This window comes from Martelella mediterranea (assembly GCF_021021415.1).
Classification (GTDB): domain Bacteria; phylum Pseudomonadota; class Alphaproteobacteria; order Rhizobiales; family Rhizobiaceae; genus Martelella; species Martelella mediterranea_C.
The window spans coordinates 1-23229 of the sequence record NZ_JAINWJ010000047.1; the positions used below are offsets into that span (position 1 = coordinate 1).

A 23229-nucleotide genomic window follows, 5' to 3' on the forward strand; every position below is an offset into this window, starting at 1 on the left:
CCTTCTGATATCACTCAATAACTTTTAAATCGGCCTCTTAGCGATATCCATGATGATGATATGTATTCTCTCAAGGGCATGTTCGACCGCAGCCGCCGGACGGAGATCTCCGTTGGCGCCCACTCTCCGGCAAGCCCGGCGCGGTTCAGTACCAGAATTGGTCTGGCGCATCGCAACTTTGAAAATGACATTGGAGTGCGGCACTGGCTATAACTAGAAATCTATGAATTGCCGGCGTTTACTGCTGGCGATCGGAGGGGGCATGCTTCGTTTCAGATCTACGAAACCAATCGAGCGCTCAGATGGACGGTTGCGGATCAGGACTGTTGCGTCCTCGATTCTGTTCCAGTCCACCGCCCTTGCCGGAACGCTTGCCGGCGTTCCGCTGCCACTCTATTCGCGCGGCTATACGCGGGCCTATGCGGCGGTGAGCTGCAGTCCTTCTGCGGTGAAGACGGAAACGGCGTCGAATATCGATGCAGACCAGTTCCAGCAGCGAAACACTGATGTCGCGGGCCAGACGATCAGCTGCACCATCGGTTCAGGAACACTGACGGGCCCGCAATATGCCTATGGCGGCCCCTATATGGCGCTCTACAATGTCGGCGCCGGCGGCAGTGACACCTATCGCGGCCAGACCTATAACGTGCACTCCAACTGGGCCTGGTCGGGCTTCGGCGTCAGCGTCACGAACAATGCCGCGATCACGGTCACCGAGGCTGGCAGCACGCAATTGCTGTTTTCGCCGGGCGGGAACATTACGCTCGGCGATCTGCGCACATCGGGCACACAGTACAACGCGCTCGGCGCGGTCTCGCTTGGCGCGCTCAACTGGAGCGGCTCCGATGACAACATGAAGACCGGCGGCGGCAATGGCGGCGCGGTGACGATCATAAGCTCCGGCGATGTGTCGAGCACGGTCGGCGGCGGCATCTTCGCGCTCTCGCAGGGCGGCACCAACAAGCATGCCGACGACATGGGAGAACAATATGCCGGTTCCGGATCCGCCGTTACCGTCAAATCCTACGGTACGGTCTCCGGCTCCCGTTTCGGGATCGCGGCGCTCAGCATAGGCGGGCCCTCGACCTACAGCAGCGACAGCGATTTTTCCGGATCGGGGGACGGTGACTATGTCTCCGTCTATGCCGGCGGGTCGGTTTACGCCACCACGAGCGGGCCGGCGGTCCTCGCCGCATCCTATGGCGGCAATACGCCCTACAACGTCAACAGCTTCGGCGATGGCGTTCAGGGCGGCAATGGCGGAAACAGCTTCGACCAGAGTGCACCCGACTGGCAGGATCGCCCGGCCTACACGGCGGCCAAGGTTGTCGTCGGCAGCAGTTCCAAGCTGATGGCCGGAACGATCAGCACGCAATCCGCAGGGGCGGTCAATCTCTGGCTCAATAACCAGAATATCCAGCTGACGCGCGAGACAGGTGCTGCAATCGCGGCGATCGCGCGCGGCGGCAACGGCCTTGCCGAAGGCGGCAAGCAGGCGATGTTCGGCGGTTCCGCGGTGCAGTCGAAAATCTACGTCTATGGCACGTCGGCGACAACCATCAAGACGAGCGGCTCGCAATCGCCCGGGATTTTCGCGCTCAGCCAGGGCGGCACGTCCTACGAGACCGACAAGGACGACAATGAGCGGCCGGGCGGATATGGCTCGGCGGTTCACGTGACCGTGACCGGCGGCGGCTCGATCTCGACCGGCGGCAGCAACGCGACGGGCATCATCGCCCAGTCGCTGGGCGGCGGCGGCACGTCGACCTTCAAGCAGTCCAAGGGGATGGGCGCGCCGGCGGGCGCGGTCTATGTCTCCAGCGATTTTTCCATCGTCACCTCCGGCGATCATTCGCACGGCATCATCGCGCAATCGGCCTCGGCCGCGGATGGCGATGGCATTTACACCAATGCCGGCACCGGCACGCTCACCTGGGGGGACACCAGCGCCAGCGGGTCGACGAGCAGCGATGTGACAGTAACCAATTCCGGCAATATCACCGTCTACGGCATCGATTCGCACGGCATCGTGGCGCAATCGATCGGCGGCGGCGGCGGGCTTCTGCAGTCCACCGGAACGATAGCGACGAAGAGCTATGCCACGGGCTCGGCCGTTTCCGATCCGAGCGGCGGCCAGACGATCGGCGGACAGACCGCCGGCTCGCTCGCCGCTCAGGTGACCGTCACCAACAAGGGCAATATTTCCACCTATGGCGGCTATGCCGGCGCGAAGACATCGGCCAGCAGTTCCGACCAGACCGCGCTTGGCGGCGGGATCGCGATCCTGGCGCAATCGATCGGCGGCGGCGGCGGCGTCAATACCGGCACCGGCGCGACGGGGGCGATCGGCGCGGGAACGGGGTCGTCATCCGGCAGCGGCAGCAATGGCGGCACGGTTGATGTTCACAATTACGGCAATCTGACCACAACCGGCTCGGAGGCGCACGGCATCGTCGCCCAGTCGATCGGCGGCGGCGGCGGTCAGGGCCGCAACAAGAAGGGCCTGTTTCATACGGTCGGTGGCGCGGGCGGGCCCGGTGGCACCGGCGGAAAAGCAACCGTCATAACCGAGTCCGCGACGGCGATTGCGACGACCGGCGATTACGCCATGGGCATGGTTGCGCAGTCGGTGGGCGGCGGCGGCGGTGCGGGCGGCCAGGCAACGTCCTGGGGCCTGTTTGTTTCGAGTGCGACCGGCGGCAAGGGCGGCGCCGGCGGCGCGGGCGGCACGGCAAAAGTCACGCAGTTCGGCTCCGGCACGAAGGGCGCCAGCGATTACAGCACGCTTTCGACCAAGGGCGACCACGGCACCGGCATACTGGTGCAGTCGATCGGCGGCGGCGGCGGCATCGGCGGCAATGGCAAGTCAACCAGCGCCGGCTTCGGCATCGACATCTCGATCGCCCATGGCGGCTCGGGCGCTTACGGCGGCAGCGGCGGCGACGCGAAGGTCTATACCAACGGCGTTGTTGCCACCAGCGGCACGGATGCACAGGGAATCGTCGTCCAGTCGATCGGCGGCGGCGGCGGTTCGGGCGGTCAGGCCTCCTCCAAGGCGATTGCCGCCGGCGTGCCGTTCGATGAGGACGGCAACACGATCTCATTTTCCGTTTCGATCGCCCATGGCGGGATCGGCGGCGCGGGCGGCGATGGCGGCGCGGCCGAGGCGCATGTCTACAAGACCTCCAGAATCCAGACCTCCGGCGACGGCGCAGCCGGCCTCGTGGTCCAGTCCATCGGCGGCGGCGGCGGCAATGGCGGGGATGCGACCGCCAGTTCCGTCGCCAAGTCGATCACCTCCTGGCTGGCCGAAGACGAGGAGAAAGTCGACGCGGGCACGGATTTCGCGGTCGCGGTGAATTCCTATGTCGGCGGCTATGGCGGCGTGGGCGGCATCGGCGGCACGGTCAGCGTCAGCCATTACGGCGCGATCAGCACGACGGGCGGCTATGCCGACGGCATTCTGGCGCATTCGATCGGCGGCGGCGGCGGCAATGCCGGCACCGGCTCCGGTTCGACCAAGGCGGCAGACGGCATCAAGTCGGCCGCGTTGAATATCGGGCTCGGCGCCTATGGCGGCGCGGGCACCGATGGCGGCAGCGTCGACGTGCACATGGATGACGCCGGCGCCTCGATCTACACCGGCGGGCATGTTTCGCGCGGTATCTTCGCCCAGTCGATCGGCGGCGGCGGCGGCTCCTCCTCCGGGGGCGGCGGCAGCGGCGACGCGGACTGGGACATCACCATCGGTCTCGGCGCTCAGGGTTCAGCGGGCGGCGATGGCGGCGCGGTCAGCGTTTCGAGCGAAGGCGCGATCACCACCAAGGGCGACTGGTCGGATGCGATACTGGCGCAATCGATCGGCGGCGGCGGCGGCGCGGCGGGTTCCGGCAAGAGCTCGCTTTCCATCAAGGAGGACGAGGACGACGACGACGATGATGGCGGGGACGACGCCGAAGCGACGGAAACGTCGCTCGCCATGGTGTCATCCTCGGATGACGATGATGATGACGGCGGCGATGATGGCGCTGACGACGACGACAAGACCCTCACATTCGGCGTGACCGTCGGCTCGACCGGCGGCGCGGGAGGGGCCGGCGGCGCGGTGACCATCGGCCAGAACAGTTCGGGCACGATCGTCGGCACCGGCACGATCCACACCTATGGCACGATGTCGGCCGGCATCGTCGCCCAATCGGTTGGCGGCGGCGGCGGCGCGGTGGCGATCTCGTCGGGCAGCGATGATTCCGACGACAGCGATTCCTCCAGCAGTTGCGATTCCTCAAGCAGTTCCAGCAGCGACGATTCCAGCTCCGACGACAAGGATAGCTGCGCCACGCTCACCATCGGCTCGGAAGGCGGCAGCGGCGGTGATGGCGGCAACGTCTCGGTTTACGCCGGCAACATCTATACCGGCGGCTTCGCCTCGCACGGCATCGTTGCCCAGTCGATCGCCGGCGGGGGCGGGATCGGCTTTTCCTCGGGGCTTGCCGTTTCCAAGGTCAAGATCGGCCTCGGCGGCAAGGCGGACGGCAATGCCGGAACCGCCGGCACCGTTACGGTCAAGACCCTCGCCGATACCAAAATCGTCACCAAGGGCGATACCTCGCAGGGCATCATCGCCCAGTCCATCGGCGGCGGCGGCGGCCTCGTCGGTGCGGCGCTGGGCACCGCGAGCGCCGTCAATGATGACAGCATCTCCAAGGTTCTGAGCGTGACCATGGGCTCCGGCAGCAATCCCGGCACCGCCCATGGCGGCAAGGTGGCGATCAGCCACAGCGGCGCGATCACCACCTACGGTGCGCGCTCGGTCGGCATCGTCGGCCAGTCGATCAGCGGCGGCGGCGGCTTCCTGACGGCGGCTTTGACCGTGCTCGACGAAATCTCCTTCGTCCAGGAACAGGCGCCCAACAGCGCCGATCAGGTGACGGTCGATCTCGATAATGGCGCCGCCATCGTTACCTCCGGCGACGGCGCTTTCGGCATACTGGCGCAGGCGGTTTCCGGCGGCGGCGGCGTGGCGGCCGATCTGGCGCAGAAGCTCAATGCCTCCTACGGCTATTACGACAGTTTCTCGAGCGGCTCGAACTTCTACTACACCGACAACGGCAATGCCGACAGCGCCGGCACCGTTGGCGTCACCATCGCCTCCGGCGCATCGATCAAGACCAGCGGCAAATACGCACACGGCATCGTGGCGCAGGCAATCGGCGGTTCTGGCGGTATCTTCACCCAGAACGGCAAGACCTATGCCGGCACACTCGGCCGTTTCAACAACATCAAGAACGGCGAGGCCGACGGCAACACGCAGTCCGGCTCGCTTGCCGTGACGATCGGCGGATCGGTTACCGTGACGGACCCGACAGCCTGGGGGGTCTGGGCCCAGACGACCGGCGAGACGATGACGTTGACGCTCGACAAGGGCGGGTCGCTGACGGGCTCCACGGCCTCCGCCGCAAACGGAGCCTATCAGGGCGGCGCAGTCTACGCATCGGCAGCCAAGCGAACCAGCATCACACACAACAATTACGGCACGCTGACCGGCAATGTCGTGCACCACGCCTTCGATACACCATCGTCTTCTGCGGCGAACGGCGCGGTGCAGATGGCCGCTCTCGGTGGCACAAGCCTTTTCCTCAATCAGGGAACGGGCACGTTCGTGACCGGCGCGATCGCCGATGTCGACGCTGTGCTCAATGCCGGCAGCATCGATCCGGGCGGGGCGTGGAACACGATTGCCACGACTTTCACCGGCGATTTGGCCGGCGTCGGCTCATCGGGCAGCGCCTATGATGTCGCCGATCTCAGCCTTTCGCCCGCGTTCTCGCCGTTCAGCTATTTCAAACGCAGCAACCGGATCGACTGGCGCACGGAAAGCGCCAGCAAGGGCGGGCTGTTCACCAATCTCGATGTCGACATGGAGCACGGCACGGCCGACCGGCTGACGATCGAAGGCGACTTCGCCGGGACCTGGGGCGTCGATATCAACGCCAACGCCCTGCTGCCGAACACGCGCAGCGAGTTCCTGAAGGCCGAGGGCAGCGACACCTCGTCGCTCACGGCACTTTCCTCGCTGGTCTTCGATTTCACCGACGTTACGAAATCGGCCGAAGGCTGGTACGGTTTCTCGGTCGATGACGCGTATTTCACCGGCAACGGCGTTTCGCTCGGCAAGAATGCCGGCGAGGTTTCGAAGGCGATGCAGCAGGCCTGGGACAAGGTTGCCGATGGCAGCGCCACGGAGGTGAAGTTCGCCGAGGACGAGATTTCGCTCGGGCAGGCCTTCGGCGCCTTCCATCAGTCCGAACCCGATACCTTCTCCGACATGTTGCTGGAACTTGCCTCGCAGACGGCGGCGGCGCCGCTGGCGGATTCGCCCTCGGCGGCGATTTCCGCGGCCAACAGCGTGCTGTCTTGCCCGGCCTTCGAAACGACCGGCGTGATGATGGATGAGGGCTCATGCGTATGGAGCCGCGTGCTTGGCGGCGAGACGACGCAGGACGCCCATGGCGATGCTTCCGGCTACACCCAATCCGTCGGCGGCCTACAGATCGGCGGCCAGACGGAGCTCAGCGATGGCTGGTTCCTGGGCTCGGGGCTTACCTATGAAAACAGCTGGTTCCGCAATGACAGCGGTTCGGAGAAGCTGGATCAGCAATCCTTCACCGGCGCGGTCGCGCTGAAGCGGGAGATGGGGCCGTGGCTCTTCGGCCTCGTCGGCGGCGCCGGTTACAACTGGGGCGATTCCAAGCGCTATATCAATCTCGACACGCTCTCGGCCACGGCGCGGGGCGAACCGGATTCGGCAATGTTCTTCGCCCGGTTCCGCGCATCCTATGAAATAGCCCTCGGCGATGAGTATTACATGCGCCCCAAGGTGGATTTCGATGTCATCAACATGCACCAGTTCGGCTATACCGAAACCGGCGCGGGCGCGGTGAACCTGATGGTCGACGGCAATTCCGACACCGCGTTCGGGGTCACGCCGGGCATCGAGTTCGGCGCGCGGATACCATTCAAGGAAAACTGGCCGGCGCGGCTTTACGGCGATCTCGGCGTGACCTTCCTGACATCGGATGAATGGGAGACGACGGCGCGGTTTGCGGGCCTCTCCTCGATGGACAGCTTCTCGACCTTCACGCCGATCGCCGATACGGTGGGCCATGTCTCGCTCGGGCTCGACCTTGCGCAACGCCAGGGCATGGAGCTGAAGTTCCAGTATGACGGCTCGTTCGCCGACGACTATCAATCGCATGTCGGCTCCGTGCGGTTCGGCTACCGGTTCTGATCAAGCAGCAGGTCACGACCTGCCGAAAAACGCTGGAGCGCGGCAAGCCATTGCCGCTCTCCCCAGCCTACCCAACGCACAGGAATACCGCATGCCCGCCGATCCGTCCGAAGACAACAATGCCGCCGAGGGCATCGCCGCGCCGCCCGTGCCGGACCGCGCGGATGCGCCCGAGGCGCGGGTGGACCCCGCGGTGCTGCAGACCAACGTGACCTGTTCGCGCGGCTTTCCGCAGTGGCTTGCCATGCACAATTGCGCGCTGGCGTTTACCTCCTACCAGACCGGCCAGCTTTTTCTTGTCGGCACCCTGCCCAACGGGTCGCTCTCGCTGCACCAGCGCAATTTCGTCCGGGCCATGGGGCTGATCGGCGACGCCCAGCGCCTGCTGCTGGCCGGCCTTGCCCAGATCTGGCGCTTTGAGAATGTGCTGGCGCCCAATGAGCGCGCCAACGAGCATTTCGACAGGCTCTACGTGCCGCGCCGCGGCCAGACCGTGTCCGATCTCGATGTTCACGAGCTGGGCATCGACGCCGCCGGTCGGCTGCTTTTCGTCAACACCAAATATTCGTGTCTGGCGACCGACAGCGTCGCCCATTCGTTCAAGCCGGTCTGGCGCCCGCCCTTCATCTCCCGGCTGGCCCCGGAAGATCGCTGCCACCTGAACGGCCTTGCGATGGAAAACGGTGTTCCGCGCTTTGTCACCTCGGTCTCGACCTCGGACATCGTCGACGGCTGGCGCGAGCATCGTCGCGATGGCGGCGTGGTCGTTGATATCGAAACGGACGAGATTGTCGCCGAAGGCCTGTCGATGCCGCATTCCCCGCGCCTGCACGACGGCGCTCTGTGGTTTCTCGATTCCGGCAATGGCTTTCTCACCCGGCTGGACCTTGAAAGCAGGGCGCGCGAACGCGTCGCCTTCTGCCCCGGCTTCCTGCGCGGCCTGTCCTTCCATGACGGCCATGCCCTGGTCGGGCTTTCGCTGGCGCGGCGCGAGGGCGTGTTTTCCGGGCTCAATCTCCAGGACGAACTGGAGCGCCGCAAGGCCGAGGCCTGGTGCGGACTGCAGATCGTCAACACCGCCAATGGCGATATCGTCGAATGGCTGCGCCTCGAGGGCGGGATCAAGGAACTCTTCGACGTGCGAGTCCTGCCGGGCGTCCGCTGCCCGATGGCGCTGCCGACCTTCGGCCCCGAACTCGCCAGCTTCATCACCATCGAAGCGCCGGACCAGCCCTTGTCCGAGCGCGGCTGGAAACCGGCCTAGTTTTACGTCGACACACCTTGGATATAGGCCTCCTGGATAACGACGGTCAGCGCCTTTTTCGCCATGCGGCGCGGCTCAGGGAAACCGGAGAATAGCTGCCTATGCGAAGCTTCGGGATGCGCAACTTACCGTCCCTACCCGCGTTTCCTAATCGCGCTCGCATTAGCAGCTAAGCTGCGCAAGTCAAAACGAGCCCGGCGCGCAGTGCATTCTCGCGCGGTTGATCGACGGTGGCGGTGGCGTGGCGGGCGGCGGAAGTGCCGCGGCAAGCGGCGACCAAATCCCGACAAGCAACGCCCTGACGATCCGCCGAGGGAACTTCACGACCAGCATGTCGACCAGAACATGCCATTAAAAAACGGCCGGCCCCTTGCATCGTCGCGAAGCCCGGCCGATCCATCTTTTTGTTCTGACGCATTCGCGCGGACGTCGGCTAGCCCCTTTCGACCGCGCAGTGCCTTAAAGGCGGATCATGCCGGCGTCGACGTTGACGCACTGGCCGGTCATCCAGCCGGCGTCGTCGGAGACGAGGAATGCCACGACCTTGGCGATATCGGCGGGCTGGCCCTTGCCGGGCATGGCCTGCAGCATCTCGACGAAGCCGAAGCTTTCGGCATGCGGGCTCGCCTTCACGCCGTCGGACTCGATCAGCCCCGGCGTGACCGCGTTGACGCGGATGCCGTATTTGCCCACTTCCGTCGCCAGCGCGCGGGTGAAGCCGACCACGCCGCCCTTTGCCGCCACATAGGCGGACATGTTCGGCGTACCGGCATAGAACGCATTCGAGGCGATGTTGAGCACTGTGCCCTTGCGGCCGGCGGCGCGCATCATGTCGGTCGCCTTGCGGCTGGCGATGAACACGCTCGTCAGATTGGTGTCGATGATCTTCTGCCAATGCGCCAAATCGACATCGTCCCAGGCAATATAGGGGACGATGGAGGCGTTGTTGACGAGAATATCGATAGCGCCGTTCTCGGCGGCGGCCTCCAGCATCGTGTTGACCTCATCCACCTCGGTGGAATCGCAGGTCACACCCACCGCGCCGTGACCGATCTCCGCGGCGGCGGCCTTCGCGCCCTCGCCGTTGATATCGGAGATCACCACCTTCGCGCCCGCTTCGGCCAGCGCCCTGGCGATGGCCTTGCCGATGCCCTGTGCGGCGCCGGTTACAACGGCCTTGCGGCCTTCAAGACTGGTACTCATTCCCTCGTTCCTTTCTTTTGTCGCCGTTCCCGGCTCTATGCGTCGATTGCTGCGTCCCAGGCGGCCTGTGCGGCGGCAAGTCCCGCCGCCACATCGACCTTGGCGCCCAATGCCTTCAGCGCCCCGCCCATCGCGGCAACGGCCAGCAGCGCGTAGGCCGGCTGAGCCGTCGGACCCATATGGCCGATGCGGATCAGCTTGCCGAGCGTTTCCGCCCGGCCAGCGGACATGGAGATGCCGTAGCGCGCCCGCGCCTCCGCCAGCACCGGACCGGCGTCGATGCCATCGGGCATCTTCACCGCGGTCGCTGTCGGCGAGGCGATGTCTTCGGAAACCGGCCAGAGGTCGATCCCCATGGCCTTGACGCCTTCCCGGCAGACCCTCGCCGTCACCGCGTGACGCTTCCACACGGCTTCCGGTCCCTCTTCGAGGTAGCGGTCGAGTGCTGCGCTCAGGCCGTTCAATTCCGCCACCGAAGGGGTGAACGGGAAGGGTTCGGTCTTCTTCCAGGCGTTTTTCCAGTCGGTGAAGCTCAGCATGGAGGCAAACGGGGCGTCGGGATTGGCCTCGATCTTGGCCCATGCCGCTTCGGATACGGCCACCAGCGAGAGCGACGGCGGGCAGCCGAGGCATTTGTTCGGGCCGGTGACGTAGATCGCCGCCTGGCTGGATGTCGGGCTCGTGGGCATGCCGGCCCAGGAGGAGACCGCATCGACCAGAAGAAGCGCGCCCGCGTCGGCGACGACCGCGCCAATCGCGTCGATATCGTTGAGCGTGCCCGACGGCGTGTCGTGATTGCAGACGCAGACGATCTTGACCTCGGGATGCGCCTTGAGGAAGGCGCGGACGTCTTCAGGGTCGATCGCGGTGTTATAGGGCACCTCGATCTCCTCGACCTTTTTGGCATAGCGTGCGGCCCAGTAGCCGAAGCCCTTGCCATAAACGCCGGAAGCGAGGTTGAGGACCACATCATCCTTTGCGATCAGCGAGGCGGCAGCGCCCTCGAGCGCCAGCACCGGCTCGCCCTGCAGGATCAGCGGCGGCAGGTCGCAGCCTAGCGCCTCCTGCGCCTTGAGGGTGAGATCCTCGAAGAAGGCCTGGAAGGCCGGATCGTAATCGTAGAGCACCGTGGTGCCGAGCGCACGCAGCACTTCAGGATAGGCATCCACGGGACCGGCCGTCAGGGTGAAGACCGGCGGTTTGGTTTCAGGATATCTCATCTGGTCCTCCTCAGCCGTAGAAATTGACGCCGGTCTTGTAGTCCTTGAAGCTCTCGGGATCGTGGCTGAACAGAACCTCGGCGTTTTTCGCCTTCTCGATCTCCTTCAGGCGGCGCATGGAATTGACGCCTGCCACGGGATCGATGTGGAAGCCCGCATTGATGTCATTGTCGTAATTCTTGCGGGTATAGGCGGCGTCGAGCGTGAGCAGAAGCGGACGGCGCGTGTCGAATTCCACCAGCAGCGAATAATGCCCGACGGTATGGCCCGGCGTGTAGAGCAGCGTCACGCCCGGCGCGAGTTCGACATCGCCCTCGATCAGTTCGAACTTGGTGTTGGCCGCCGTCTGCCCGGCTCCGAGTTGATCGCTCATGCCGCGCGCTTCCGCCACATCCGTGGAAAAGGCGAGGTCGGAATAGCCCAGCACCTCGAACGGCTGGCATTTGGCAGCCTGGGGGAGCTCGTCCTTGTGGCAGATCTTCTTGGCGTCGGGGAAGAACTTGTTGCCGCCGACATGATCGAAGTGGAAATGCGAGTTGAACAGGACATCGATGTCCTTGGGCTCCAGCCCCAGGAGCTTGAGCGCGCCGGGAATGGTCTGCTCCTTGGTCTGTTGCGGCTTTTCGAAGGGCAGCACCTTCTGCACGTGGTCGAAATCATAGCCGGTATCGATCAGGAACTTGCCCTTGGGGTGATCGACGAGCACGGAATAGACGGGAAAACGAACCTCGCCGCCCGGCCCCTTGTTCCACCAGATATGAAAACCGTCGAGCACCAGCGAACCGCCGTCGAGCAGGAAGACCTTGGTATCTGCCATGTCACTTCTCCTATAGGTTTGTCCGGCTTCTCCCGGACCCGGAATTGGTGGATGACGCCCTTTACCGGGCGCCGCGTTCGTAGGCAGCGCCGAGTGCTGCAGGCAGCTTTGCCCGGCGTCCGAAAAGCACGAGGACCAGCATCACCGCCGCGAAGGGCAGCATCTGGATGACGTCGGTCGGAATGTTCGAGCCCGCGACCTGCAGTGCCGTGGTCAGCGACAGCGCCGCGCCGAAGATCAGCGAGCCGACCAGCACCCACAGCGGCCGGCCGCGCGCCAGCATGGCAAGCACGATGCCGATGAAACCCGCGCCGCCGGTCATGAAGGGAAGGAACAGCCCCGCCCCGATATTGGCGAGATAGGCCCCGCCGAGCCCCGCCATCGCGCCGGTGAACAGAACCGCGAAAACGCGGATGCCGAGCACATTGCCGCCGGCCACGTCGAGTGCGGCCGGCCGCTCGCCGGCTGCCCGGAGCGTCATGCCGAGATTGGTGCGCCGGTAGAGAACCGCCAGCACCACGACCGCCAGAAGCGCGAAATAGACGATCAGATGACGGCCGAACAACGATGGCCCGATCACAGGCAGATCGGTCAACCCCGGAATGCTCAGCCGCTCGGGTGCCGGCAGGCGCGGATAGGTGCGCGAGAACTGGAAATGGTGCAGCAGCGCGGTCAGCCCCTCCACCCCGAGCGTCAGACCGATGCCGATCACGATCTGGTTCAGCCCGAGACGCACGCACAGCACGGCCATGACGATGGCAACCAATACGCCGCCAAGTATGCCGCCCAGAAAGCCCAGCCACAGGGATTCTGTCCTGAAGGCGACGAGAAAGCCCATATAGGCCCCCATCAGCATCATGCCCTCGATGCCGATATTGAGCACGCCCGCCTTCTCCGACATCTGCTCGCCAAGACCGGCCAGAAGCATCGGGATGGCGGCAATGATCGCGCCCGTGAGAAGAGACGACAGGAACGCCTCGGTCAGCAATCCGCTCATCTCAACGCTCCTTCTTGCGTTTGTGCTGATCGATATACTCGCCAAGCCCAAGGCAGATCAGGAGGCTGGCGACCAGCACGAGGGTGAAGTTCTGCGGCACGCCGAGACGGCGGGCGGCGCTCTCGCTGCCGATCATCAGCGCGGAGTAGAAGAAGACGAGCACGATCGCGCCAAACCCGTTGAAGCGGGCAAGAAACACCAGCGGAATGACCATCAGTCCATAGGCCGGATTCCAGTTGGCGGGCACATTCCCGGCAACGCCGAGGATTTCGGAGGCGCCCGCGAGCCCGGCCAGACCTGCCGACAACGCAAACGTCGCCATGGTCAGGAGCGGCACCGAAAGGCCAGCATGGGTGGCGGCGACAGGGTTGGCGCCCACCATCCGCAACCGCAGACCGAAGGAGGTGCGGGTCATCATCAAGTGGACCGCCAGAACCGCGATCAACCCCCAGATCAACCCGCTGGAAATCGAGGTATCGAACAGCCGCGGCAAACGATCGGCCACCGGAAGGGTGCGCGTCTGCGGCACTGTGGTCGCCGGGTCCCGGAAGATGAGCTTGACCAGAGTCGCGGCCAGCAGCACGCCGAGAAACGACATCATCAGCGTCGTGATGATTTCGTTCACGCCCTGATAGGCCTTGAGCAGCGCCGGTATGACCGACCACAGCGCGCCGACGAGGGCCGCCAGCAGGAAGCCGACCAGAAGCACCGCCCAGCCGGGCAGGATGCCGACCAGGAGGGGCGCGGTCGCCGCGGCGGCGACAGCGCCGAGCAGGAACTGTCCGTCCGTTCCGAGATTCCATATCCCGGCGCGAAACGCGACGATCAGCCCGGCGGCGAGAAACAGAAGCGGCGCCATGCGGGTTGCCGTCTGCTGCAGGCCCAGTCCCGAAAACAGCGAGCGATCGAGGATGTAGCCGTAATAGGTCAGCGGATTGACGCCCACCAGCATCAGAATGATCGCCGACAGCAGGAAGGCGGCGATGATCGGGCCGACCGTCAGCGTCAGGATACGCTGGAACGCGCTGCGCTCGGTCACGGGGCGCGCGCTGCTGGCCGCTTCGGTCTTCGTATCCGCCGATACGGTGTTGATGTCGTCTTGCATGCTCATGCCGTCGCCTGTCTCACTTCTTCCTCGCCGGCCATCATCCGGCCGATGCGCAGGCGCAGGGCCTCGCCGCTGCCGTCATTTTCGACGATCCCGCGGATACGGCCGCCTTCCATCACCGCGATGCGGTCCGACAGCGCCATCAACTCGTCGAGGTCTGTCGAGATCAGCAGCACGCCAAGGCCGCGTTCGGCGATATCGGCGATGCGCTGGCGCGATGTGTCGATGTTCTGAAGGTCCAGCCCGTAGGTGGGTTTGTTGAACACCACGACGCGGGCCTCGCCCGAAAGCTCGCGCCCCAGCAGGACCTTCTGGATATTGCCGCCCGAAAGCCGCCCGATCGGGGTGGTCTCGCTCGGCGTGCTCACCGAAAACCGTGCGATGAGTTCGCGTGCATGCTCGGCAATGCGGTGCGGACGCTCCATGCCGTTCACCCAGAAGGGCGGCTGGCCGATATCCTTGAGCACCGTGTTTTCCGAGATCGGAAAGGCGGCGACCGAGCCTTCGGACAAACGGTCATCCGTCAGGTAACGTAGCCCCTTGCGGCGGCGCTGGGCGATGGAGGCGCGGGTAATGTCCTCGCCATCGAGTTCGACGCGCCCGGACTTGAGAGGCCGCTGGCCCGCCATGGCCTCGGCCAGTTGCTTCTGACCATTGCCGTCGATCCCGGCCACGCCGACGATTTCGCCAGCTCTGAGGCTCAGGGAAATGTCGTAAAGGCCCATGACATCGGCATCGCCCTCGGTCGAAAGATTTTCGACCCTGAGAGCGACATTGTCGCGGACCGTGCTTTTCCTGTGCTCGGTGGACGTGGCCCCGGCCTCGCGGCCGAACATCAGGCGGACGATCTCGTCCACAGCCTGGTCCTCGGACATGGATTTCAATTGTTCCGGGCCCATTTCGCCGGCAAGCGCGCCCTGTTTCAGCACGGAAATGCGATTGCCATAGCGATAGGCCTCGGCAAGCTTGTGGGTGATGAAGATCACCGCCAGCCCGCTTTTGACGAGCTGCTGCATCCGCTCGCCAAGCTCCTGCGCGCCCTGTGGCGTGAGCATGGAGGTCGCTTCGTCGAGGATCAGCACCTTGCTGTCGCGCAAAAGCGCTCGGGCGATCTCGATCTGCTGCTGCTGTCCGAGCGAAAGCTCGCCGGTCATGGCATCGAGCGGGAGGGAAAGCGCGAATTGCCGCTTCAACTCCTCCATCCGCGCCGTGATCCGGGCGCGGGGCGGACGCTGATACCAGGGCGCGCCCAGCGTCAGGTTTTCCAGAACCGTCAACGTCGGCACCAGCATGGAATGCTGGAAGACCGTGCTGATGCCGGCATCAAGGCTGGCGGAGGGGCTGGCCAGCCGGGTTTTCTCGCCATTGAGCGAGAGGTAGCCCTCGTCCGGCTGCTGAAGGCCGGAGAGAATGCCGACCAGCGTCGATTTGCCGGCGCCGTTCTCGCCCAGAAGGACATGAACCTCACCGGGATGAAATGTGAGCGACACGTTGTTGACCGCAATCACGCCGGGAAAGCGCTTGGTTACGCCATGTACGCCAATGACGCCTGCCCCCGTTGCCGGGGACAGGTTTGTCGGGGTTGCCGCTGCATTTGCCACGGATACGCTCACTCGGTCACGGTAACCAGGGCGCGGACATCTTCCGCATCGAACTTCGGCTCGACCGTGATCTCGCCCGCGATGATCTGGTCGCGCAGCGCCATCACCTCGGTCCAGGCGGCCTCGTCGACCTGCGGCGTCTTGACGAGCTTGACGGAATCATCCGCCAGGCTGATCGCGTAGCCATGGGTGCCGAACTGGTCGGCCTTCAAGTCTTCGATCATGGCGGTGTAGACGGGCGTCATATCCCATAGAACCGAGGTCAGCAGATGGCCCTTGTCCAGCTCGGACTTGTCGCCGATTACGTCGATGAAGAGCACGTCCGAACCGTCGGTCGCCTTGTTGGATTCAACGGCCTGGATCATGCCGAAGCTCGAGCCGTTGCCCTGACCGAAGATGATGTCGGCGCCGGCCGCGATGACCGACGTCGTCACGCGGTTACCGCCTGCGGCATCGGAATAGGCTGCCGGGCCGATGACCGAATACAGGATCTTGACGTCCGGGTTCTCGGCATGAACGCCCTCGGCGAAACCGGCCGACTGCGAGTTCCATGAGGGCGGCTCGCCGGAGACGACGATGCCGACGGTGCCCGTGGTCGTCATCTTTGCGGCCAGACGGCCGGCAAGATAGGCGCCCTCATGGCCGGAAAGCGTGTAGTCGGCGACCAGCCCCTTCACCAGAGCGTCAGGGCTGTCGACGATCGCGACCGGCACGCCGGTTTCCTCGGCGATCTCCGGGCCGGCGGTATTGTAGCCGCTGGCATGCGCGATCATGAGGTCGGCGCCGTCGGCCGCGAGTTCCCGCATCGGCGCGCGAACATCGCCGTAGCCCAGACCTTCGGCGACGATGATTTCGACGCCGGTTGCCTCGGCGGCGGCCTTGGCCGCTTCGACGCCCTGCTGGTTCCAGCCATAGTCACTCCCTTGTTCCGGAGTGAGGATGGCTATGGTATCAACCTCCGCGGCAAATGCCGCCGGAGTCCCCAGCACCACGCTAAGCGCAACAGAAGCAAGTAGGTTTTTCATCATGCTGTTCCCTAATTGGTTGTCAGTTTCCCGTCACAAGACGGAAGCGATTGGCAGACTTGTTGTTCTTGTTGCCCTGTCTGCTTGGGTTTTCTCATCTCCGGCCAAGGCCGAAAGTGAAGCTTATGTGCCCTATTCGGGCATTATTCATGGCACCGAAGGCGCCAATCCCGTGGAAATCTCAGTTGCCAATGAGACCGACACCTCGCTCGATTGCCGCGCGGCGCTGGCCCACTGGTATTCCGATGAACTGGGCCGCATCGCGCCCGGCCAACAGTTGACGTTGACTCTCTGGCACGACAGCAAGACCGGCGTTCTCAACCTGATGAACGCCACCGACGACCGCATGCCCGTCGAGGCCATCTGGTGCACGAGCGATACCGCCCGCGCGCGCCTCGACCTGCCGATGAAGACCGGCAAGGCGGCTGCCGCGCTGCACTTTTCCTGCAAGACCGAAGAGGCTTCCGGGCTGAGCTGCGTTACCACGGACGACTAGGCTCGATTTTTTCCGAGTAAGCGCTTCGCGCTCCGGCACGGTCCGGGCGCGGGCTTCGCCGGCGGACGCGGCAATGCCGAACGCCTGGCGCATGCCGCGCGCGCCCTCAAGCGCGCCACCGGCGGCCATATCAAGGCCCGCAATCATGCGCCCCGCTACGCCACGGCGCATATCCATATCTGCGATAGAGGCGATTGTCGCCATGTCCCAAGCCCTCTGCCTTGGTGTCTTTGTTTGGAGGGAAGGATGACATAAACCAGACACACGTCAAGCAGATTGTCTGTCATTCTTTCATTCTTATGAGTTGACAAGAAGGCATTCACGCGATCAAATTTGCTTGCAATTACCCTTATCCCTGCTGGCCGCCGCCGGGCGCACGAGGTTTCAAACAATGCCGCCAGACCTGAACTTACGCATACTCCCGCGCACGGTGCAGCAGGAAACGGTCGAGAAGCTGCGGCTTGCGATTTTCTCCGGCGTTTTCGAACCCGGAAGCCGCCTGATCGAGAGTCAGCTCTGCGTGCAGCTCGGCATCAGCCGCCCCTCTTTGCGTGAAGCCTTGCGCAGCCTGGCGGCGGAACGGCTCATCGACATCGTGCCCAACCGCGGCCCTTCGATACCCACCCTCACATGGGAAGAGGTCACCGCCATCTACGAGGTGCGCGAACTGCTGGAAGTCGAGGCCGCCGGGCGCTGTTCGCAGAGGATCTCCGCTGAGCAACTGCAAGCGCTTGAGAACACGCTTCATGCCTTCGAAAAGGCCGCCTCAAGCAAGGACAGTCTGGCGCGGGTGACCACTGCCGCGGACTTCTATTCCGTCATTCTCGCAAATTGCGGGAATCCGATCCTGGAGGAAATCCACCGGGGTCTGGTCGCCAGGATCAGCCTTTTCCGCTCACGCTCGATGTCTCTGGAAGGGCGCGCCGTCAGCAGTCTGGCGGAGATGAAGGAAATTTACGACGCCATTGCCGCAGGTGATGAAAAAGCGGCCCGGAAAGCTGCCGGAAAGCACATCCTGGAGGCGATGGCGGCGACGAAGAGGTCGATGGACAGCGGGAGCTGAAGCGCGTTGACGCAAAGTGGACACCGGTTTCCGCCCGGACGCGCGGAACAACAGGCAGCAGGAGCACGATCCGGTTTCCGCCGGCATTAATCCGGCCTTCAGGGCCATCGCTCCGGCCCACAAAGAAGGGGATCATCATGACATTTCAGATCAGACAGCGCGCGGGCCGTAGCCTCACGCCCGCGGCCGCCATGGAGACATGGCGATGACCGGCGCTCATCCGGCCGAACAGATGATCGCGGACGTGGTCATCATCGGCGGCGGTTCAGCCGGCAGCCTGCTGGCCGCCCGGCTGAGCGCGAATCCGGCGCGCCGTGTTCTGCTGATCGAAGCCGGCGAGGAGCCCTCCGACCCCGATATCTGGACGCCCTCGGCCTGGCCCGCGCTTCAGGGCCGCGCCTACGACTGGGATTATCTGACGGAACCGCAGGCCGGGACCTATGGGCGGGTTCACCATTGGGCGCGGGGCCGGCTGATCGGCGGATCGAGCTGCCTGCATGCCATGGGTTACATGCGCGGACACCCCGAAGACTATCAGGCCTGGGTCGATGCCACCGGCGATGCCCGCTGGAGCTGGGAATCACTTCTGCCCGTCTTCGACGCGATCGAAGACCGTCCGGACGGCAGCGGCCCGATGCCCATCTACATGCCCGACGAGGAGGTGAGCCCCCTCACCCGCGCATTCATCGAAACCGGCGTCTCGCTCGGCCTTTCGCGCCTTCCAAACCACAATGACGGCCGCATGGTCGGCGTCACGCCCAATTCGCTGAACATCCGCGACGGGCGCCGCGTCACGGTCGCCGAGGCCTGGTTGACGCCGGAGGTTCGGGCACGGGAAAACCTTCGGATTGTCACCGAAATCCGGGTGCACCGGCTGGTCATGGATGGCAATCGGGCACACCGGATCGAGGCCATTGGCCCGCACGGCCCGATCGGCATATCTGCGGATGAGATCGTCCTTTCCGCAGGCGCGCTGGAAAGCCCGGCCCTCCTGATGCGCTCCGGGATCGGACCCGAGGACGTGCTCAAGGCTGCATCGGTCGATTGCCGGATCGACATGCCGGGCATCGGCCGCAATTTGCAAGACCATCTGCTGGGCGCCGGCAATCTCTACGCCACCCGCAAACATCTGCCGGCATCGCGCCTTCAACACTCCGAATCGATGGCCTATATGCGGGCCGGCGAATTCACCGCCACTGGGCGGCCCGAGATCGTGGTCGGCTGCGGCGTGGCGCCGATCGTCTCCGAATGGCTCCTGGCGCCCGAGGCGGGCACGGCCTATTCGTTCCTGTTCGGCGTCACCCACCCGACCAGCCGCGGGAGCCTCAGCCTCAGCGGACCGAACCTGGATGACCGGCTGATCATCGACCCGGCCTATCTGCAAACCGAACATGACCGCGCCATGTTCAGAAGCGCGCTGGAGGCCGCGCGGACGATCGGGCATGCGGACGGGCTTGCCGAATGGCGGGATCGCGAACTCGCCCCCGGCCCGCTCGGCAGCAGGGCCGAGATCGACGAATTCATCGCGAAGGCCGTCATCACCCATCACCATCCCTCTGGCACCTGCCGAATGGGCAAGGACGACGATGCGGTTGTCGATCCGAACCTCAGGCTCAAATCGCTCGACAATCTCCATGTGGTGGACGCTTCCGTCATACCCAGCCTGACGGCGGGACCCATCCACGCCGCCGTTCTGGCAATTGCCGAGACCTTTGCCCGCACGATGACCGCCGGCGATTGACACAGGAAAGGACATGAAATGAGCGTTTTTGACGAAGATCTGTTCCTCAAGGGCCTTGAACAGCGCAAGAGCACGCTCGGCGCGGACTATGTCGAGCAAAACCTTGCGGCGGCCGATGATTTCACCCGCCCGTTTCAGGAGGCGATGACGGCGTGGTGCTGGGGATTTGGCTGGGGCGACGATGTGATCCCCCCGAAGACGCGTTCAATGATGAACCTCGCCATGATCGGGGCGCTCGGCAAGATGCATGAGTGGGAACTGCACTGTCAGGGCGCCATCAACAACGGCGTCTCCAAGGAGGAAATCCGCGCCATTATCCATGTCGTCGCGATCTATTGCGGCGTGCCGCAGGCGCTTGAATGCTTCCGCGCCGCGCGCAAGGTTCTGGAGGATCAGTGAGCCGCATTGTCCAGGCGCGACGTGGAGCGAGTATGCCTGCAAATCGGGCATGACGCATGTTTTCGCGCCACCGTCCGCCTGGCTGAGACAGGCCGGCGCAATCAGGCCTCGTCTTCCATCGCGTGCCTGGCCGCCGCCTTGGCCTGGTCGAGATGGCGCTGCGCCGCCTCCCGCGCGCGCTTTTCATCGCCCGCGGCAATCGCATCGTAGATGTCGCGCATCTCCTGAAGGCTGTCCTCTGCGCGCCCCTCAAGCGACATGGACCGACCGCGGAAAAAACTGATCCGCGCCACCAGCCCGCGATGGACTTCCTCGAGAATGGCGTTACCGCAATTGGCCAGAATGATCGCATAGAATTCAGCCGCCGTGGTTACCAGTTCGAGGCTGTCAGCGCTTTTCTGGGCGCGCTCGAAAGCCTTCAGCGCCCGTTCAAGCTCCTTGACCTGTTCGGGCGTGATCCGCGCGGCGCAACGGCCCACCGCGGCGACCTCCAGAAGTTCGCGCACGTCGTAGATCTCGGTCGCCTCCTCCCAGGAAAGCTTGGGAACGAAGGGGCCTCGGTTGGGGATGATCTCGATCAGCCGCTCCGCCTGCAGGCTGCGCAGCGCCTCGCGGAGCGACGGGCGACTGACCCCGAGCTGGGCGCAAAGCTGGCTTTCAACCAGCCGGCTGCCCGGCGGGAACACGCCGGCAATGATCGCCAGTCTCAGCTTCTCGATCGTCTGCTGCTGCACAGTTCTCGGCGTGATCCGGAGGTCCAGGCCAGGATTCATGGTGTTTCCTCAAGGCTCTTCAAATTATATTTCACGACTTTTCTACACGAACGACCGCGCAGAGGATAGCATGAGGCCCTCCGCTGTCTGCAATAATTAACGCAAGAATGTCTTACAATCTTATTGACAGCTAATAACGGGCGTGGTTCCCTGCCAACATAAAAAACAGACAGAAACGTCAAGGGAACAATGAAATGGCGGACAGCCCCACCCACAGCCGGTATGAAGCACGTCGGATCGATACCGGCCGCATTACATTGAACGTGCGCATCGGGGGCAATGGCCCGCTCATGCTGTTCTACCACGGGATCACCGCGAATTCCGCCGTGTTCGGCCCGCTCATGGACGCCTTTTCCGACCGGTTCACAACGGTGGCGGTGGACCAGCGCGGCCACGGGCATTCGGACAAGCCGCAAACCGGATACGATGCTGCCGACTTTGCAGACGATATCGCCGCGCTCATCAAGACGCTCGATATGGGACCCGCCATCCTGGTCGGGCATTCGCTCGGATCGCGCAATTCCGTCACCGCCGCAGCGCGCCATCCCGAACTTGTCCGCTCAGTCGTCGCCATCGACTTCACACCCTATATCGAGGACGCGGTCTTCGCCTCGCTTTCCGCAAGAGTGAATGCCGGCGATCAGGCCTTCGCCGATACCGAGGCCGTTATCGCCTATCTCGCCAATCGCTATCCGAATATTCCGGCGCCAGCGATCCGAATCCGTGCGGAAAGCGGCTACGCCCAGGCCCATGACGGACTGCGCCCCCTCGCCTCGGCGTCCGCCATGGCCCAGACGGCCGAGGGCCTGCGCGCCGATCTGGCGCCCGCCTACCGCGCGGTGACCCGTCCGGTTCTGATCATGCGCGGCGCCGACAGCAAGCTGGTCTCCGCGGCGGCGCTTGAAAAGACCCACGATCTGCGTCCCGATCTGCCCATCGTCGTCGTGCCCGGCGCCGACCACTACGTCAACGAGACCAATCCGGACGTCACGATCAACGCGATCCGCAATTTCATCGACGGCTGAGCGGCCGGCGTCCCCAATAAAAATCAACAGGAACAGAGAAATGGTCAGCATCAACAAAACCTCGGACAAGACACGGGTTGCGCAGGTTGCGGGCGGCGGGTTTTCCGGCCTCACGGCCGCGATCGCGCTCCGCCAGAACGGCTGGGACGTCGTCCTGCACGAAAAGAGCCCCGAACTGCGCGCCTTTGGCGCGGGCATCTATCTCTGGCACAACGGCCTCCGGGTGCTCGAAGGCATCGGCTGCCTGAATGAAGTGCTGGAAGATTCCTTCACGCCGCCGGCCTATGAGACCTGGATGCACAACAAGTCCGTGTCGAAGGAGACATTCAACGGTCTGCCGTGGCGCATCATGACCCGCGCGCATCTGCACGATGCGCTCGCCAACCGCGCCCGTGAAGTCGGCGTTGAAATCCGCACCAATTCCGAGGCGGTCGGCGCGGAGGCCTCCGGCACGCTGAAACTGGCCTCCGGCGAGGTTGTTGAAGGCGATCTGATCGTCGGCGCTGACGGCGTCGGCTCCAAGGTGCGCGATTCGCTCGGCTTCGAGCAGGAGCGCTGGGGCGCGACCGACGGCATCATCCGCCTCATCGTACCGCGCCACAAGGACAAGCTCGGCCATGGCGAATGGGACAACACCATCGACATGTGGAACCACTGGCCGCGGGTGCAGCGCATTCTCTATTCGCCCTGCAACGACAGGGAACTCTATCTCGGCCTGATGGCGCCGTCTGCCGATCCGCGCGGCTCCAAGGTGCCGCTCGACCTCGAGGTCTGGATGGAAATGTTCCCCTTCCTGGAGCCCTGCCTGGTCGATGCCGCGAAGATCGAGGACGCGCGCTACGACACCTATCAGACCACCAAGCTCAACACCTGGTCGCGCGGCAAGGTCGCCCTCGTCGGCGATGCCGCCCATGCCATGTGCCCGGCGTTGGCGCAGGGCGCCGGCTGCGGCATGGTGAACGCCTTCACGCTCGCGCAGGACGTAGAGAAGGGCGCATCGCTCGAAGAAGCACTCGCCGACTGGGAAAAATCGGTGCGTCCGATCACCGACCTGACCCAGAAGCTGTCCGCCGATCACGCCGCGAACCGCACCATGTCCTATGGCAACGGCTTCACCCCGGAAGCGCTGACCGCCGCCCGCTTCGACCCGATCAACCGCGTCTATTCGTGGCCGCAGTAAGCACTATCCCTTTCATCTCTACAGGAGAC

16 protein-coding genes and 1 pseudogene are annotated in these 23229 nt (G+C 64.2%); 8 read left to right on the forward strand and 9 right to left on the reverse strand.

What is annotated here, in order from left to right:
• The first annotated feature begins 262 nt into the window (after positions 1-262).
• Both K7H91_RS20600 and K7H91_RS20605 read left to right on the forward strand, forming a co-directional pair.
• Entirely contained in the window at positions 263-7288 is a 7026-nt protein-coding gene (locus K7H91_RS20600) for an autotransporter outer membrane beta-barrel domain-containing protein (protein WP_230722086.1), read from the forward strand.
• Positions 7289-7379: 91 nt separating this feature from the next.
• Positions 7380-8552, forward strand: a complete 1173-nt coding sequence (locus K7H91_RS20605) for a TIGR03032 family protein (RefSeq protein WP_230722087.1) — start codon at positions 7380-7382, stop codon at positions 8550-8552.
• A 5-nt stretch (positions 8553-8557) separates the two neighbouring features.
• Here the strand turns inward: K7H91_RS20605 and K7H91_RS20610 are convergent.
• The 8 genes and pseudogenes from K7H91_RS20610 to K7H91_RS20645 form a co-directional block, all read right to left on the reverse strand.
• Positions 8558-8699, reverse strand: a pseudogene (locus tag K7H91_RS20610) (transposase); the annotation flags it as partial.
• Between the two features lie 312 nt (positions 8700-9011).
• The gene (gene pldH / locus K7H91_RS20615; RefSeq protein WP_230722088.1) at positions 9012-9755 is read right to left on the reverse strand and encodes a pyridoxal 4-dehydrogenase, SDR-type; all 744 of its coding nucleotides are present in this window, start codon (positions 9753-9755) and stop codon (positions 9012-9014) included.
• Between the two features lie 35 nt (positions 9756-9790).
• Positions 9791-10975: a pyridoxamine--pyruvate transaminase gene (gene ppaT, locus K7H91_RS20620; RefSeq protein WP_230722089.1), complete on the reverse strand. Its 1185-nt coding sequence runs from the start codon at positions 10973-10975 to the stop codon at positions 9791-9793.
• 10 nt (positions 10976-10985) lie between these two features.
• Positions 10986-11792, reverse strand: coding sequence for a 4-pyridoxolactonase (gene pldA, locus K7H91_RS20625; protein ID WP_230722090.1), 807 nt, complete (start codon positions 11790-11792; stop codon positions 10986-10988).
• 61 nt (positions 11793-11853) lie between these two features.
• Positions 11854-12789: a putative B6 ABC transporter permease subunit 1 gene (locus tag K7H91_RS20630; protein WP_230722091.1), complete on the reverse strand. Its 936-nt coding sequence runs from the start codon at positions 12787-12789 to the stop codon at positions 11854-11856.
• A gap of 1 nt (position 12790) precedes the next feature.
• Complete coding sequence (locus tag K7H91_RS20635; protein ID WP_230722092.1) at positions 12791-13900, reverse strand: putative B6 ABC transporter permease subunit 2; 1110 nt, start codon at positions 13898-13900, stop codon at positions 12791-12793.
• Complete coding sequence (locus tag K7H91_RS20640; protein WP_230722093.1) at positions 13897-15498, reverse strand: putative B6 ABC transporter ATP-binding protein; 1602 nt, start codon at positions 15496-15498, stop codon at positions 13897-13899. Before K7H91_RS20640 ends, K7H91_RS20635 begins: the two co-directional genes overlap by 4 nt.
• An 8-nt stretch (positions 15499-15506) precedes the next feature.
• Positions 15507-16523: a putative B6 ABC transporter substrate-binding protein gene (locus tag K7H91_RS20645; protein WP_230722094.1), complete on the reverse strand. Its 1017-nt coding sequence runs from the start codon at positions 16521-16523 to the stop codon at positions 15507-15509.
• A 172-nt stretch (positions 16524-16695) separates the two neighbouring features.
• Here K7H91_RS20645 and K7H91_RS20650 point away from each other — a divergent pair, with 172 nt between their 5' ends.
• The 4 genes from K7H91_RS20650 (at position 16696) to K7H91_RS20665 (ending at position 20222) form a co-directional block, all read left to right on the forward strand.
• Entirely contained in the window at positions 16696-17019 is a 324-nt protein-coding gene (locus K7H91_RS20650) for a hypothetical protein (protein WP_230722095.1), read from the forward strand.
• Between the two features lie 391 nt (positions 17020-17410).
• Positions 17411-18082 carry a GntR family transcriptional regulator gene (locus K7H91_RS20655; protein WP_230722096.1) on the forward strand — a complete coding sequence of 224 codons (672 nt, stop codon included), beginning with the start codon at positions 17411-17413 and terminating at the stop codon, positions 18080-18082.
• 205 nt (positions 18083-18287) lie between these two features.
• A complete protein-coding gene (locus tag K7H91_RS20660; protein ID WP_230722097.1) occupies positions 18288-19823 on the forward strand; it encodes a GMC family oxidoreductase in 1536 nt (511 codons plus the stop codon).
• A gap of 18 nt (positions 19824-19841) precedes the next feature.
• Complete coding sequence (locus K7H91_RS20665) at positions 19842-20222, forward strand: carboxymuconolactone decarboxylase family protein (RefSeq protein ID WP_230722098.1); 381 nt, start codon at positions 19842-19844, stop codon at positions 20220-20222.
• 101 nt (positions 20223-20323) lie between these two features.
• On the opposite strand, the gene K7H91_RS20670 is transcribed toward K7H91_RS20665, so the two are convergent.
• Positions 20324-20995, reverse strand: coding sequence for a GntR family transcriptional regulator (locus K7H91_RS20670; protein WP_230722099.1), 672 nt, complete (start codon positions 20993-20995; stop codon positions 20324-20326).
• 194 nt (positions 20996-21189) lie between these two features.
• On the opposite strand from K7H91_RS20670, the gene K7H91_RS20675 reads away from it, so the two are divergent.
• Entirely contained in the window at positions 21190-22020 is an 831-nt protein-coding gene (locus K7H91_RS20675; RefSeq protein ID WP_230722100.1) for an alpha/beta fold hydrolase, read from the forward strand.
• Between the two features lie 40 nt (positions 22021-22060).
• Positions 22061-23200 (forward strand): FAD-dependent oxidoreductase, encoded by a 1140-nt coding sequence (locus tag K7H91_RS20680; protein WP_230722101.1) that lies wholly within the window; start codon positions 22061-22063, stop codon positions 23198-23200.
• Positions 23201-23229: the final 29 nt, after the last annotated feature.